The sequence below is a fragment of the Variovorax sp. GW822-FHT04A09 genome (genome assembly GCF_058801005.1).
This window is the reverse complement of record NZ_JBXAMV010000008.1, coordinates 1-16,399: the sequence shown is the minus strand read 5'-3', so window position 1 is coordinate 16,399 and position 16,399 is coordinate 1. Positions and strand designations below refer to the sequence as shown.

Sequence of the window (16,399 nt, the reverse complement as noted above, 5' to 3'; positions counted from 1 at the left end):
GGAAACGACTCATGAGCACACGCGGGCCCCTCACACCGATCCACGCAACGAAGGCGCGCAACCGGCGGCAGGCGCGGCGCTTTCGCATGGCGCCGATCGCGCGCGCCATTGCCATGACGCTGGCGGCCAACGGCGCCCTGGTGCTCGATGCCCAGGCCCAGCAGGCCTTCAGCGGCGCCTGGTTCGCCAACAAGAGCGCGGTGCAGAACACCGCCTCGGCGACGGGCCGCCTGCCCAACGGCATGCCGGCATCGATGCTGACCAACCCGCTGGAGCAGCGCAAGGCCGGCGAACAGTTGCAGCGCTCCATGGGCAACCTGAACATGGCGGCGCGTTCCATTGCCGCGCAACAGGCGGCGCAGGCGGCCGCACGCGAGGCCGCGTCGAACGGCGGCTCGGACATCCCCGACGGCCTGGCCGACGGCGGGCTCAAGGTCGATACGAACAGCCTCACCGCAGGCTGGCTCAATGCCAGGGCGCCGGTGCAGACCGCGGCGGGCGGCCGCACCGTGGTCGGCATCGAGCAGACCGACGACAAGGCGATCCTGAACTGGGAGAGCTTCAACGTCGGGAAGCACACCACGGTGCAGTTCGACCAGAAGGGCGGCGCCAAGCCCGACGGCACCAACGCATGGATCGCGCTGAACCGCATCAACGATCCGAGCGGCCGCCCCAGCCAGATCGCGGGGCAGATCAAGGCCGACGGCTCGGTGTACCTGGTCAACCGCAACGGCATCGTCTTCACCGGCTCCAGCCAGGTGGACACGCGCTCGCTGGTCGCGTCCAGCCTTGCGCTGTCGGACAAGCAGTTCAAGCTGGGCATCAACAACCCGCAGGTGCTCACCAACCAGGGCAACGATTTCCCGATTCCGCAGTTCGGCGAGTTCACCTCCGCGCGGCCCCTGATCTACGGCGACGCGGGCTTCAAGGCCGGCGTCGGCGGCGCGCCCGACAAGATGGGCGACGTGGACCGCTTCGTTCCCGGCGCGGCGCCCGGCGAAGTGCGTGTCGACGCAGGCGCGCAGCTGGCGGCGAACAGCGGCGGCAAGGTCATGCTGTTCGCGCCCAAGGTGCGCAACGCGGGCCGCATCTCGGCGCCCGACGGCCAGGTCATCCTCGCGGCCGGCGAGAACATCTACCTGAAGACGCCATCGACGCAGGACCCGAACGCGCCCCGCGGCCTCGACGTGGCCGCTTCGGCAGTGCCCGGTTGGGCTTTCACCGGCGGGCAGGTGTGGGGCGCGCTCAAGCTCTCGCCGGTCTATGCCGACGCCAACTTCGTCGCCGGCCTGCGCGATGTCGTCATGCCCGAGATGGCGGCGCGCGCCAAGGCGGTCGGCTACGAGGTGGTCAACACCGGCACCGTGCAGGCCGACCGCGGCAACATCACCCTGCAGGCGCAGGACGTGCGGCAGTCGGGCGTGCTCAGTGCAACCACCGCGTTGAACAACCGCAACGGCTCCATCCTGCTGCGCGCCTGGGGCCTGGGCTCGCACATGTACGCCGATGGTGTGAACGACCTGATCAACTGGTCGGCCGGCACGCTCACGCTGGGCGAGGGCAGCATTTCGCAGGTATTGCCCGACACCTCGGACACGAGCGAGATCGAGGCGTCGGCGCTTGCCACGCGCTACCAGCCGGGCCGCGTGAGCCTGTACGGGCAACTGATCGACATCCGCTCGAAGGCCGGCGTGCTGGTGCCGGCGGGAACCATCAAGCTCGAGTCGGCGGTCAATCCGATGTTCACGCTGTTCCCGTATTTCAAGCCCGGCAGCCTGCGCGACGCGAGCCGCATCTACGTGGACAACGATGCCTTCCTCAGCGTGGCCGGCCTGCAGGGCATGCAGGTGGCCATGTCGCGTAACTTCATCGAGGCCGAGCTGCGCATCAACGAACTGCGCGACTCGCCCATGCAGCTCGACGCGTGGGTGCGTGGCAAGAAGGTGATCGTCGACCGGCGCGTGAGCGGCGTGTTCAAGGACGGCCCGATGGCGGGCGTGCAATGGGTGCTGGGCCCTGACGGCGCCACCTACATTCCCGGTGCCTGGGTGGGCACGCCGCTGGGCGACGTGAGCGGCTGGGTGGGCGTGGGCAAGACCGACCTGGGCGAGCTTTCGGCCAACGCGGGCAGCATCGAGATGCGCTCGGGCGGCTCGGTGATCACGCGCACGGGATCGATGCTGGACGTGTCCGGCGGCTCGGTGCGCTACACCGACGGCATGAACACCGCGACCAAGCTCATGGGCGCCGACGGCCGCGTGCACACCATGGACCGGGCCATGTCCGACACCGACTACACCGGCATCGCGGGCGAGTTCACCAACCAGCATGCGCGCTGGGGCGTGAAGACCACCTGGCGCACGCCGCTCATCGGCGCCGACTACAAGGAAGCCGGCTACACCGAAGGGCGCAAGGCCGGCGCCGTGCAGATCTACGCGGGCGACACCATGGTGCTCGAGGGCGACATGCTGGGCGGCGTGGTGGTGGGCGAGCGCCAGTCGAAGAACCCGGGCGGCAACAAGGGCGGCCGGCTGCAGCTGGGCGAGAACTCGCCGGATGGCCGGCCGTGGTCGCCGGGCACCATCATCGTCAGCCACGACCCGAAGCGGCTCGCGCAGGACTTCGATGCGAACACGAAGCTCGGCGACGACTTCTATGTGCAGTTGAAGCCGGGCGAGCAGAAGTCGCGCAAGCTCACCCTCCTGTCGGACGACATGCTCAGCAATTCGGGCATGGGCACCATCGTGCTGAACCACATCAACGGCGACTTCGAGCTTGCGAGCGGTGCCGCGCTGAACCTCTCGCCGGGCGCGTCGCTCTCGGTGGCCGGCACCGAAGGCTCGACCAACGACATCCGCATCAACGGACTGATCCGCGTGCCGGGCGGGCAGATCGGGCTTTCGTCGGCCTACGGAAAAGTGGAGCTCGGCGAGCAGGGCCGGCTGGACGCCAGCGGCCAGTGGATCAACACCTGGCGCGACGGCGCACTGCGCGGCGCCTGGGCGCTGGACGGCGGCGCGATCAAGGTGATTGCCGGAAAGATCGTGGCCCACAAGGATGCCGTGCTCGACGTATCGGGCGGTGGCCGCGCGGACCCCGGCAAGCAGGGCCTGCCGACGCTGCGCGTGGGCAATGCGGGGTCCATTTCGCTGGCCGGCGTGACGCCCGACCTCGACCTGAACGCACTGAACATGCGCGCCCATGCAGCGGGCTCGGCGGGCAGCCTGTCGATCCAGACCGCCTCGGCGGTGCAGATCGGTGGCGTGCCGCCCGTTTCGCCGCCGGACGAAGCCGGGGCCACTTCGGCCTCCTCGGTGGTGATGCTGCCGCCCACGCTCTTCGGCGAGCGCGGATTCGGCAACGTCACGGTCTCGGTGCGCGGCGAAGGCAAGGGCATCGTGGTGCCCGAAGGCGTGGTGGTGTCGCAGCAGGCCACGAGCATCGACCTGAACAACTTCGCTTGGCGCGACCTGCCGAGCGGCCGCAACCTGGCCGAGGCAGCGCCCCTGGGCATGCTGCGGCCCGACGAACGCGCGGCGCGAAGCCCCGCGGCGCTGTCGCTCGGCACCGAGAACGGCCCGGTCCGCATTGCGCGGGGCGCCAGCGTGCGCACCGACACCGGCGGCAGCCTGTCGCTGAACGCCGGTGGCGAACAGGGCGTGCTGACGGTCGGCGGGCGCCTTGACGCACCGGCGGGCCGCATCGGGCTGAGCGGCGGCACGGTCGTCCTCGAAGCCGGCGCTGAATTGCTGGCGCGCGGCGTGCCGCTGATCCGCATCGACAGCAACAGCGGCCGCCGCGTGGGCGAGGTGCGCGACGGCGGCACGGTGAGCATCCTGGCGGGCGACATGCGGCTGGAGAAAGATGCGCTCATCGACGTGTCGGGCGCCACCGGCACGATCGACGGCGTGCCCGATGCCGGCCCCTCGGGCCCGCGCGTGCACCGGCCCGCACCGGAGATCCGGCTGGACAGCAACGGCGGCCTGATCGAAATCACGGGCAAGGGCCTGATCGAAAGCACGATGGTGGGCAAGGCGGGCGGGCCCAACGGCATCGGCGGGCGCATCCGCCTGAACATGACCGCGACATCGGGCCCGACAGGCTCGCCGCTGGAGCAACTGCAACGCGTGCTGCAAGACCCGGACTGCGTGGGCCTGGCGGTGGACGGCGTGTGCAGCGACTGGCGGCAGGGCGTGGACTACGACTGGGCGCCCGGCCTGCGCAGCTACGGCTACGAGATCGACGGGCCGATGATCCTGTCGTCGGCGCTGCTCGCGAAGCTGGCGGACGTGAAGGAGTTGGTTGTGTCCGACCGGCTGGGCCTGCCCGGCGCAAACGGTGCGCTCGATGCGGCGCAGTTCGGCCTGACGCCGCAGGCGCTGGACCTGTTCCGCGACGCGCTCTTTTCGAGCGACCTGCTGCGCGACCTGCTGAACAAGCCCGGCCAGGTGTCCACGCTGACGGTGCGTCCGCAGGCCTTCAAGGACGGCGGCTTTGCCGACCTCTCGCTGGTGAATGCGACACAGGGCGCGATTCGCCTGGACAACGCGAACCTCGCGCTGGGCCGCTCGATCTGGCTGCAGGGGCCGATCGTCGGGCACGCGGGCACGTCGTCGTCGCTGCGCGCGCCACGCATCGTGCTGTCGGCCGTGCCTGCCGCCTCACCTGAAGCGCCGGTATCGTTGGCCGCGTCGGCAGGGGCGGGGCAGCTCACCGTGGCCGGCTCGCTGATCGACATCTCGGCATCGGAAGACCCGACCCAGTTCCAGGCCGGCGCCGTGCGCATCGGCGGCTTCGGCCGCACGGTGCTCGAAGCCGGAGAGATCCGCATGGGCGGCGCGCTGCCTTCGCCGATCAACGAAGAAACCCGGCTGCAGGTCAACCTGGACGTGGACGGGCAACTGGTGCTGAACGCCGGCCAGGTGTACCCGACCACCGCGATGACCGGCGTGATCCGCGCCGGCGATTCCATCACCGTCGAGCGCCTGGGCGATGCCGGCAGCGCACCGCTGTCGGCCGGCGGCAGCCTGCGCCTGGAAGCACCGGTGATCGCGCAGAACGGTGTGCTGCGCGCGCCCTTCGGCCAGATCGAGCTGAACGCCGGCGAGCGCCTGTCGCTGGGCGCGGGCAGCCTCACCTCGGTGTCGGGCGCCGGAATGACCGTGCCCTTTGGCACGCTGTCCAACAACGAGCACTGGCACGACCCGTCGAAGGCGGTCGATCCTGCCAATCCGTCGACTGGCTCGCTGGTCGCGCCGCCTGAAAAACGCATCACCATGAAGTCGCCCGACGTGGCGCTGGCGCGTGGCGCGGTGGTGGACATCGCGGGCGGCGGCGACCTGCATGCCTCCGAATTCGTGCCAGGCCCGGGCGGCTCGCACGACATGCTGAACATGCCCGGCATGTACGCGATCCTGCCAGGGCAGGCCGGCGCGGCGCCCGCTGGCGGTGCCGCGGCGGGCCAGCGTGTCTGGCTCGCCGGCGGCCCCGGTCTGGCGGCCGGCTGGTACACGCTGCTGCCCGCGCGCTATGCGCTGCTGCCCGGTGCCTTCGCGGTGCAGGCAACGGGCAAGGCCTGGGGCGGCGCACTCGCGCCCGCCACCCGCGCACCGGACGGCAGCCTCGTCATGCAGGGCAAGGCCGGCAATGCCTATGGCGGCAACCAGGACGCGCAGGCGTCGGCCTGGCGCGTGATGTCCGGCGCCGTGCTGCGGCGCTACTCCGAATACAACGAGGCCACGGCCAACGACTTCTTCTCGTCCGAGGCCTTCAAGCTCACGCAGTACCGCCTGACCGGCCAGAACGTCGTCACGCCGCGCCTGCCGCGCGACGGCGGCGCGGTGGTGTTCGACGCCGGCCGCCGGCTGGTGCTGGACGGCACGCTGCGCTCGGCACCCGACGAGGGCGGGCGCGGCGGGCTGGTGGACATTGCCGGCAAGAAGATCGCCATCGTCGGCAGCGGGCAGGACAGCGCCAGCCTGCAGGCCGACGGCTACCTCGTCATCGATGCGGCGAGCCTGTCGAACTTCGGCGCGGGCAGCCTGCTGGTGGGCGGCAAGCGCAAAGGCAACGCGCTCGGCCTGGAACTGGACGTGACCGCGACCGACATCGTGGTGCGCAACAACGACGGCTCCGAACTGTTCGGCCCCGAGATCATCCTGGCCGCCAGCGACAAGGTGGCCATCGAGGGCGGAAGCCGCGTCAGCGCGAAGGGCGCGGGCGGGCGCGGCGCGGGCAACCTGGTCATGAAGCCGCGGGTGGCGGCGGTCTACGCCGACCCGGACGGGCAACTGGACGACAACTTCGATGGCGTGATCGACGCCAAGGACGCGGTGGACGACGTGCTCGTCTCGGCCGCCAGGGATTGGGGCGCGCTGGTGCGCGTGGCCACCGGCGACGCGGTCAAGGTCATCCGCCAGGGCGTGGACACCTCGCGCGGCGGGCTGGTTTCCATCGGTGCGGGTGCCATCGTCAACGGCGATGCGGCCTTGCTGATCGACGCCACGCGCACGACGGAACTGGCGGCCTCGGCGCAGATTGCGGGCACAGACCTGTCGGTGGCGGCCGGCCGCATCGGCTTCGGCGGCGGCACCGAAGGCATGGTGCTGGACAGCGGCGCGCTTGCGCAGCTGGGCCGTTCGACGCGCCTGACGCTGCGGAGCTACACCGACTTCGACTTCTACAGCTCGCTCGACCTGGGCGCGGCCGGCCTGAAATCGCTGACCTTCGACGGCGGCGCATTCGTGGGCCGCGGCGCGGGCGACGTGACGATCAAGGGCGACAGCATCGTGCTCGTCAACAGCGGCGGGGGCGGCACCGGCGTGCCCGCCGCCGGCGGTGCGGGCGGCTTCACGCTGGACGCGGCCACGCTGGTGCTGGGCGCGGGCCAGAAGACGTTCTCGGGCTTCGGCGCGGTGACGCTGGCGGGCCGCAACGCGATCATCGGCGAGGGCGCGGGCGGCATCGACACGGGCGCGTCGCCGCTCACGCTGAACACGCCGCTGCTGACCGGCCGCGGCGGCGCGGCGCAGTCGATTGCCACGGGCGGCGCCTTGCAGGTCGTCGCTTCGGCGCAAGGCGAGGCCGCGTCGTTCGATCCGCAGGAAAGCCTGGGCCTGCGCCTGGCCCTCAGCGGGCGCAGCATTGCCTTCGACGGCCGGGCGGTGGCGCGGGGCGGCAGCATCGACATGACGGCGACCGGCGGCAGCCTGGTCGTGGCGCGCGGCGCCACCATCGACGTGAGCGGCTCCGCCAAGCAGTTCTTCGACGTGGCCGAATACGCGGACGCGGGCCGCATCGGCCTGTCGGCGGTGGGCGGCGACGTGCGGCTGGAGGCCGGCAGCCGGCTCGACCTGGCCGCCCACCCGAGGGGCGGCGACGCCGGCACGCTGAGCCTTGCGGCATCGCAGGGCGGTACGGTGGTGCTCGACGGCCTGATCGCGGCGCAGGCGGGAGGCAATGGCGGCAAGGCCGGCAGCTTCGCGCTCGACATCGAGGCGCTGCCCGATTTCGCCGGCGTGAGCCAGCGGCTGAACGACGCCGGCTTCAACCGCTCGCGCCAGTTCCGCATCCGCCAGGGCAACGTGGCACTGGGCGGCTTCACGCAGGTGGAAGACTTCGGCCTCACGGCGGACCGGGGCAGCATCGACATCTCGGGCACGGTGGATGCGCGCTCGGCCTACGGCGGCGCCATTCGCATCACCGCCGGCAACGGCGTGGCAATGCAGGCCGGCGCGCAGTTGCTCGCCGGTGCCACCGGCAGCCTGGGCAACGGCCGCGTCACGCTCGAAGCGGCGGGCGGGCAGCTCAACCTGCAAGGCGGCCTGATCGACGTGGCCGGCAACGAAGGCGGCAAGGTGCGCCTGCGCGCGCAGCAGAACGCCACGCACGACGACGTCGCGGTCAGCGCGCTGAACGTTGCCGTGAACGGCGCGCGCTCGGCGGTGCTCGAAGGCGTGAGCGTCTACGACGTGAAGGACTACGACGGCGCCACGGTCGATTCGGTCAAGCCCGACGCCATTGCCGATGCCGCGCGTTTCAGGGCTGCATCGGGCGGGGTGGCGGCACGGCTGGGCACCGGGCTGGCCGTGATGCCCGGCATCGAGGTCCGCAGCGCGGGCGACCTCGCGTTGAACAGCGACTGGAATCTTTTCAGCGATTTCTCCGGCGCGCGCGAAGGCACGCTGACCTTGCGCGCGGGCGGCAACCTGGCCATCAACGGCCACCTGAGCGATGGCTTCGACGCGGCCGACCGCAGCGGCCGGCTGCAGGCGGGCCCGTCGTGGAACCTGCGGCTGGTGGCCGGCGGCGAACTGGCCTCGGCCGATGCGATGGCGCTCAAGCCGCTCGCGGCGCAGGCCGCGGGCAAGGGGTCGATCACCGTGGGCACGGCCAACACCGCCGTGCCCACCGACATCGACCCGAAGCCTGACAACGGCGCGGGCAAGCTCGTGCGCACCGGCACCGGCGACCTCGAAGTGCGCGCGGGCCGCGACCTCACGCTGGCGCACAAGGAATCGGTGATCTACACCGCCGGGCGCAAGGACACGACGGTGTGGAGCGACTTCTCCACCGCCAACCCGAACGCCAGCTACGGCGTGGAAGGCGGCAACCTTGCCATCGGCGCGCAGGGCAGCATCGAGGCCGCGCCGTCGGGCCAGCACTTCACCGAATGGCTCAACCGGCAGGGCACGCTCAATGCCAAGCGCTTCTTCGGCGAATACACCAACGGCGAAAACGGCTGGAACCCCGACGGCGTCTACGGCCCCGTCATTCACGCGCCCGAGCAGTCGAGCTGGTGGATCGACTACGGGCGCTTCCAGCAGGGCGTGGGCGCGCTGGGCGGCGGCAACGTCAGCGTGGAAGCCGGCGGCGACCTGCGCAACCTGCTGGTCGCCTTGCCGACCCACATGCGCATGCGCGGCGGCCGCTCCGCCAGCGAGGCCATGGCCATGGAAATGCGCAACGGCGGCGCCATGTCGGTGCAGGCCGGCGGCGCGATCCGCGGCGGCCAGTACTACGTGGCGCGCGGCGCGGGCGACATCCGCGCCGGCGAAACGGCAGTCGGCCACACGGTGACGATAACCCGCGACGACAGCGGCGGCGGCTTGACGAAGAGCAGCTACACCGTGGCGCCGATCCTCGCGCTGGGCGACGCCACGCTGAGCCTGCGCACGGCCGGTGACCTGCGCCTGCAGACGGTGGTCGATCCGCTGCTGGTGACCTACGGCGAGGGCCTGCGAGGCGACGGCCAGGTGCTGAACTACGGCGCCTACATGAGCGGCTACACCGACCGCAGCGCGCTGCGGCTGGTGTCGACCGGCGGCAACATCACCTTCGTGAACCGGACCGAGTTCATCTTCCGCGACCTGCTGCTGCGCTGGGTCGAGAAGGACACGCTGGTGGGCTTCGGCGGCAACCGGTATCCGGCGCGCTTCTCGGCGGCCGCCCTGAACGGCGGCATTGCCATCGACGGGCCGCTGTACGTGCTGCCGGGTACCACCAACGACGTGCGCGTGGTCGCGAAGAACGACATCCGCTTCGACGCGCCGCTCGTCATGGCCTACGCCACGCCCGCGATGATGCCCACGGGCTACATGCCGGGCGGCGCGGGCTCGCCGTTCAGCCAGATGAACATGGAGGACATGCTCGACAACCTGATCGAGCGGGCACTGGCCTCGCCGGTCAACAACTCGTACCTGCGCAGCGTGAACAACCCCGAGGTGCTGCCGCTGGCCAACGACTTCGAGCCCAGCCGCATCTATGCATCGCAGGGCTCCATCGTGGGGCTCGACGTGAAGGCCAACGAGCAGACCTGGGTGCGTGCGGGCACCGACATTCGCGGCCTGCGGCTGGCGGGCCGCAACCTGCGTGGTTCCGACGTCACGCTGCTGGAGGCGGGCAACGACATCCTGGCGATGAAGAGCACGGCGCGCCTGGACCCGAACAACGATCTCTCGGTGGGCCTGACCGGCAACATCGAGATCCAGGGCCCCGGCACGCTGGTGCTGGCCGCCGGCCGCGACCTGTACGCCGACAACCTGCAGGTGCAGACGCTGGGCAACCAGCGCTACGACAGGAACAACCGCGCGCTGCCCGAGACGCAGGTCAAGGGCCTGCCGGAACACGGCGCCGCCATCACCGCCATGGCCGGGCTGAACCACGCCGTGGGCTACGACGCGTTCACGGCCGCCTACCTCGATCCGTCGAAGGTCGCGTCCATGCCCGACTACCTGAAGACCCGGGGCGCGGACGGCAGCGTGCTGCCCATCTACCTGGTGGACCAGGTCGAAACGCGCGCAGGCGGGCAGGAAAAAACCGTGCGCCGCGGCCTCGTCTCGTTCATGTCGGACATGACCGGCGAAAAGCTGGAGCCGCTCGAAGCCTGGGCGCGCTTCCAGAAATTGCCCCAGCTTGCGCAGCAGCAGTTCCTGCGGCAGGTGTACCTGCTCGAACTGCGCGAAGCCGGGCGCGACCAGAACGAGCCGGGCACCGGCGGCCTGCCGCGCAACGGCGGCTACAACCGCGGCTACACGGCCATCGAGACGCTGTTCCCGGGCGACACATGGAAGGGCGACGTGGCGGCCAACAAGCTGATGCTGCGCACCATGGCCGGCGGCGACATCGACGTGCTCACGCCCGGCGGCGGCCTGCAGGTGGCGGCGCTGGGCGCCGCAGTGCCGGCCGGCTACGGTCTGGTGACGCTGGCGTCGGGGCACATCGGCATTGCGGCCCGGAACGACGTCACCGTGAACCAGTCGCGCATCCTGTCCTTCGTGCCCGAGGTCACGAAGCAGGGCAGCGACCAGATCATCTGGTCCACCGTCGGCGACATCGATGCGGGGCGCGGCGCCAAGACCTTGCGCGTGCCATCGGCGCCCGAGGTGTCCACCGACCTGGACGGCGTGACGGTGATCCGCGAGAAGTCGGACATGAGCGGCAGCGGCATCGGCACCGTGGGCGACGGCGACGTCGACCTGGTGGCACCGCGCGGCACCGTGAACGCCGGCGATGCGGGCTTGCGCGTGGCGGGCAACCTGAACATCGCGGCGCTGCAGGTGCTCAACGCGGACAACATCCAGGTCAAGGGCGAGACCAAGGGCTTGCCGGTGATCGCGTCGGTGAACATCGGCGCGCTCACCAATGCGAGCGCTGCCGCTGCGCAGGCGACGGCCGCCGCGCAGGACGCGGTGCAGCGCGAGCGCGCGGCCGCGCGGCAGGCGCTGGCGTCGGTCTTCACGGTGCGCGTGCTCGGCTTCGGCAACGAGCCCGCACCAGAGGGGCGCGACGCGCCGGCGCCGCGGTCGGGACTGCAATCCGGGGCGCAGGTCGACTACGACCCGCAGAACCCCGTGCAGGTGGTGGGCATGGGCCGCAAGATCGACCCCAGGCACTGGGCCGCCCTGAGCAGCGACGAGCGTCGTCGCCTGCAGCAGGACCGCTAGGCGGGCAGGAGCGGCATGTCATGGCACCCAGTGTCCCTTGCGAACAGGAAGCACCGGCGCGCGACGAGGCGGCCGATGCGCTGCGGGACGAAGCGCAGCGTCGCCTGGCGCTGCAGGTTTTTCTCTGCGCCAACTACGAAGGGTTGCGGCGCAAGCTGACCCGCCATCTCGGGTGCGCCGAGATGGCCAGCGAATGCCTGCACGACGCCTGGCTGCGGCTGGGCCACCTGCGGGTGGGCGCACCCGTGGAGAACCCCAACGCCTACGTCTATCGCGTGGCCTGCAACCTGGCCATGGACCGGTTGCGCAGCGAGGGGGCATGGCGCTATGTGGACGACCCGCACACCGCCGTCGAGTCGGCCATCGACCACGCGCCCGGGCCCGAGGACATGGCCGAGGTGCGCGCCGAAGTCGGTTCGGTCGACCGCGCGATGCAGGGCCTGCCGCGGCGTCACCGGGCGGTGCTCGAGGCCTTGCGCATCGAGGAGAAGACACGCCAGGAGGTGGCCTCCCACTACGGGCTGTCGCTGCGCAACGTGGATACCGTCCTGCGCCAGGCGCTGGACCACTGCGGCGCGATGACGGGGCGCCCGGTGCTGGCCGGCGTCGGCACATCCCGAAGGGCCGTGGTGTCGCCCCGGATGGGCGCCTGAGCGGCACGTGGCACCGTGGCACCACGGTGCTGCTTGCCACGGCAGGCGCAATGTCACGAAACTGTGGGCTTGTTCGTCAAGACAGTTCAACCACAGGAGCTTTCTTCATGCAGCCCATGTTTTCAACACTGGAAACCGACGACGACACCCCGCCCGCGGCGACGGCCGAGCCGCGCAATTCCTACCTCGAGGAAAAGGCGTTCAAGTCGCGCACGCTGCTGATCTTCGGCAGCATCACCGACAGCGTGGCCGCCGACGTCACGCGCCGGCTCATCGCGCTCGATGCCGACAGCGGCGAGAAACCCATCGACATCCTCGTGAGCTCGCCCGGCGGGCACCTGGAGTCGGGCGACGCCATCCATGACGTGGTGCGCTTCATCAGCGCACCGGTGCACATGATCGGCACCGGCTGGGTGGGCAGCGCCGCCACGCACCTGTTTCTCGCGGCCCCGCGCGAGCGCCGCGTGTGCCTGCCCAACACGCGCTTCCTGATCCACCAGCCCAGCGGCGGCGCGGGCGGACAGGCGACCGACATCGCGATCCAGGCGCAGGAGATCATCAAGGCCCGCCAGCGCATCGCGCACGAGATCGCGCGCGAAACCGGCAAGCCCATCGACGTGGTGCTGGCCGACATCGAGCGCGACCGCTGGCTGTCGGCCACGGAGGCCGTGGAGTACGGGCTGGTCTCACGCATCATTCAGCGCAAGACCGAGTTGCGGCCCGCCTGATCAGGCCTTGGGCTTGTAGGCGACGACGTCGATCTCGACCTTCGCATCGACCATGAGGCGCGCCTCGGTGGTCGAGCGGGCCGGCTTGTTTTCACCGAAGTAGCTCATGTAGACGCGGTTGAAGGCACCAAAGTCGCGCGCGTCGTGCAGCCAGACGGTGCTCTTGCACACGTCGTCGAGCGTGGCGCCGGCCAGCGCGAGCACGGTCTTCAGGTTCTCCATCACCTGGCGCGTCTGCACCTCGATGCCGCCGGCCACGATCTCGCCCTGCGCGTTGGCGGGCACCTGGCCCGACACGTAGACGAAATCGCCCGCGCGCACGGCGGGGGAGAAGGGGCGGGCCTGGCGGTCGGAAGCGATGGGCGGGGCGCCGAGGTATTCGAGGGGCATGGGAACTCCTGTGAGTGAGAGGGGTTGAGTGGGGCGGGTGAGGGCCGCAGTATCCGCCTGATTTGAAAGACTTTTTCAGAATAACCCCTCAACAAGGGTTAACACGGATGATTTGGCATGAAGTCTGCTTCAGAGTTCGGTCTAGAAAGAAAATTTCTTTCATAAATCAGTACGCCCCATGAAGGAGTTCTCCATGTCTCACGCCGGTCTTGTCCAGCGCCTGCCCCGCCTGTCGAAGCGCAGCCTGCTGGGCGCTTCGCTGCTCGCGGTGCTGTGCACCACGCTGCCCCACCATCCAGCGCATGCGCAGGGCCCGCGCAACTTCGCCACGCTGGCGATGGTGGCCGAGCCGCAGACGCTCGACCCGATGGCCTCCACGGCCGACCTGGTCGGAACCATCATGCAGCACGTGTACGAGACGCTGTACACCTTCGACGCCAAGTGGAACGTGGTGCCGATGCTGGCCGAGGGCATGCCGAAAATTTCGGCCGACGGCAAGACCTACGCCATCACGCTGCGCAAGGGCGTGGCGCTGCACAACGGGCGCGAGCTCACGGCCGACGACGTGGTCGCCAGCCTGCAGCGCTGGATGGACCAGTCGCCGCGCGGCAAGGCCGTGGGCAAGGAAATCGAGAGTCTCAAGGCCAAGGGCCCGCTGGGCGTGGAGATCGTGCTGAAGGCGCCGTACGCACCGCTGCTGTCGCAGCTGGCGCTGCCCAGCGGCATGGCGGCCATCATGGCCAAGGACTCGATCGCTTCGCCGCTGAAGGATTTCGTCGGCACCGGCCCCTACAAGTTCAAGGAGCGTCGCCCCGACCAGTTCGTGCTGCTCACGCGCTTCGACAAGTACGCCGCGCGCAAGGAGCCCGCGAGCGGCTACGGCGGCAAGCGCGAAGCCGCCATCGAAGAGCTGCGCTTCGTGCCCGTGCCCAACGCCAGCACGCGCGTCGAAGGTGCACTCGCCGGCCAGTACGACTTTGCCGACCTGCTGCCGGTGGAAGCCCTGCCGCGCCTGGAGAAGGCCGGCGGCAAGACGCTGCCGATCATGACGCCGTCGTTCGGCTTCCCCTACCTCGTGCTCAACACCAAGGAAGGCGTGGCCGCCAACCCGGCGGTGCGCCAGGCCGTGCAGACCGCGCTGGGCCAGGGCGAGATGCTCGCGGCCGGCTTCGGCGACACGCGCTTCTTCGTGGCCGAGGCCAACCACTTCCCCAAGGGCTCGCCGTTCTACTCGGCGGCCGGCGCCGACCACTACAACCAGCGCAACGCCACCAAGGCCAAGGACGCCGCGGCCAAGGCCGGCTACAAGGGCGAGCCGATCCGCGTGCTCACCAGCCGCCAGTACGACTTCCACTACAACATGTCGCTGCTGATGGCCGAGCAGCTCAAGCGCGCCGGCTTCAAGGTCGACCTCAACGTGGTCGACTGGGCCACGCTGGTGCAGCGCCGCAACGACCCGAAGCTGTGGGACATCTACGTGACCCACTCGGGCCAGTTCCCCGAGCCGATGCTCTCGCCGCCGCAACTGGGCGACGGCGCACCCGGCTGGTGGGATTCGCCCGCCAAGAAGGCCGCGCTCAGCGCCTTCAACACCGAGAGCGACCCGGCCAAGCGCGGCGCGCTGTGGGGCAAGGTGCAGCAGGTGGTGTACGACGAGGTGCCGTACATCAACGTCGGCAAGTTCAACGGCCTCTCGGCCAAGAGCCCGGCGCTGGACAACTACCAGCCCGCGACCTGGCCGTTCTTCTGGAACGCGAAGATCAAGTAAGGCCGCAAGCACCGCCATGCCGTCGCGTCGTCAACTTCTGCAAGTCAGCGCACTGGCCTCCGGCCTGGGCGCCCTCGGACTCAAACCATCCATGGCCACTACCGCTCAAGCCACCACTTCGGGCCCCGTGTACGCCTACGTCGGCACCTACAGCGACGGCGGCAAGCCGTGGCGCGGCGGGCGCGGCCTGGGCGTGCACCAGTTCGTGGTGGACGGCGCGACCGGCGCGCTCAAGCCCATCCCTGGCGCACCGCCCGCCGTGGCGAGCGCGGGCAGCGATGCGAAGCTGCGCAACCCCGCCTCGCTGGCGCGGCACCCGACGCTGCCGATGCTGTACGCCGCCAACGAGTTCGAAGCCGGCTCCGTCTCGGCCTTCCGCATCGGCGCCAACGGCGCGCTGTCGTTCGTGGCCGAGATGCCCTGCGGCGGCAAGGACCCGGCGCACCTGAGCGTGCACCCCGACGGCCGCTTCGTGTTCACCGCCAACTACGCCAGCGGCGACGTCAGCGTGATCGCGCTGCGCACCGACGGCAGCTTCGACACCGACCGCGCCGCCGCCGTCTACAAGGACGTCGCAGCCTGCGGCGCCGCCACGCCCTGCAAGCCCGGCGCCGACGTGGTGCCGCTGGCCGCGCGCTCGCACGAGGGCTTTGCCACCAGCGACCACGACGGCCCGCACGCCCACATGGTGCAGGCCGACCCGGCCGGCAACTTCGTGCTCGTGGCCGACCTGGGGCTGGACCGCGTCATCTCGTACCGCTTCGATCGCGCCACCGGCGTGCTGAGCCAGCCGAGCACGGTGGCCGTGTCCGAGAGCTCGGGCGCGCGCCACTTCGCCTTCCATCCGAACGGCAAGTGGGTCTACCTCGTGAACGAAGAGGCCTCGACCATCGCCTTCCTGCGCTACGACGGCGCCACCGGCGTGCTCACGCTGGTGAGCGAAACCTCGGCGCTGCCGGCCGGCTTCAAGGGCACCAGCTACGCCTCGGGCATCCGCATGCTGCCGGGCGGCACGCACTTCGTGTCGCTCAACCGGCTGCACGACTCCATCTCCATCTTCAAGATCGATGCGCGCACCGGCGCACCCACGCTCGTGCGCGAGGAGTGGACGCGCGGCAACTACCCGCGCAGCTGCACGCTCGAGCCGAGCGGGCGCTTTCTCTACGTGTGCCACAACAAGCAGGGCGACAACGTGACCATCTTCCGCGTGAAGAAGAACGGCGACGTGCAGTTCACCGGCCAGTACGTGGCCGTCGGCAGCGCCGCCGCCATCGAGTTCTCGTCATGATCAAGAGCGCATCGCTTCGCTACATCGCCTCGCGCGCGGGCGGCATGCTCATCGTGCTGGCGCTGGTGGCCGTGCTGGTCTTCGTGCTCACGCGCGCCGCCTCGGGCGACCCGATCTCCGTGCTGCTG

General features: G+C 70.2%; 6 protein-coding genes and 1 pseudogene. 6 read left to right on the top strand and 1 reads right to left on the bottom strand.

Annotation, left to right across the window (positions count from 1 at the left end):
* Nucleotides 1-11: 11 nt before the first annotated feature.
* From AC1RLW_RS28920 to AC1RLW_RS28910, 3 genes are all read left to right on the top strand, one after another.
* Nucleotides 12-11,444, top strand: coding sequence for a filamentous hemagglutinin family protein (locus tag AC1RLW_RS28920; RefSeq protein WP_493195977.1), 11,433 nt, complete (start codon nucleotides 12-14; stop codon nucleotides 11,442-11,444).
* Between the two features lie 20 nt (nucleotides 11,445-11,464).
* The gene (locus tag AC1RLW_RS28915) at nucleotides 11,465-12,097 is read left to right on the top strand and encodes a sigma-70 family RNA polymerase sigma factor (RefSeq protein ID WP_493195976.1); all 633 of its coding nucleotides are present in this window, start codon (nucleotides 11,465-11,467) and stop codon (nucleotides 12,095-12,097) included.
* Nucleotides 12,098-12,204: 107 nt separating this feature from the next.
* The gene (locus AC1RLW_RS28910) at nucleotides 12,205-12,825 is read left to right on the top strand and encodes an ATP-dependent Clp protease proteolytic subunit (protein WP_489058886.1); all 621 of its coding nucleotides are present in this window, start codon (nucleotides 12,205-12,207) and stop codon (nucleotides 12,823-12,825) included.
* On the opposite strand, the gene AC1RLW_RS28905 is transcribed toward AC1RLW_RS28910, so the two are convergent.
* Nucleotides 12,826-13,215 (bottom strand): RidA family protein, encoded by a 390-nt coding sequence (locus tag AC1RLW_RS28905; RefSeq protein WP_062473709.1) that lies wholly within the window; start codon nucleotides 13,213-13,215, stop codon nucleotides 12,826-12,828.
* A 193-nt stretch (nucleotides 13,216-13,408) separates the two neighbouring features.
* On the opposite strand from AC1RLW_RS28905, the gene AC1RLW_RS28900 reads away from it, so the two are divergent.
* The 3 genes and pseudogenes from AC1RLW_RS28900 to AC1RLW_RS28890 form a co-directional block, all read left to right on the top strand.
* Entirely contained in the window at nucleotides 13,409-14,983 is a 1,575-nt protein-coding gene (locus AC1RLW_RS28900; RefSeq protein ID WP_493195975.1) for an ABC transporter substrate-binding protein, read from the top strand.
* A 91-nt stretch (nucleotides 14,984-15,074) separates the two neighbouring features.
* Nucleotides 15,075-16,271, top strand: coding sequence for a lactonase family protein (locus AC1RLW_RS28895; RefSeq protein ID WP_493195974.1), 1,197 nt, complete (start codon nucleotides 15,075-15,077; stop codon nucleotides 16,269-16,271).
* Nucleotides 16,268-16,399, top strand: a pseudogene (locus AC1RLW_RS28890) (ABC transporter permease); the annotation flags it as partial. The gene AC1RLW_RS28895 and the pseudogene AC1RLW_RS28890, both read left to right, overlap by 4 nt.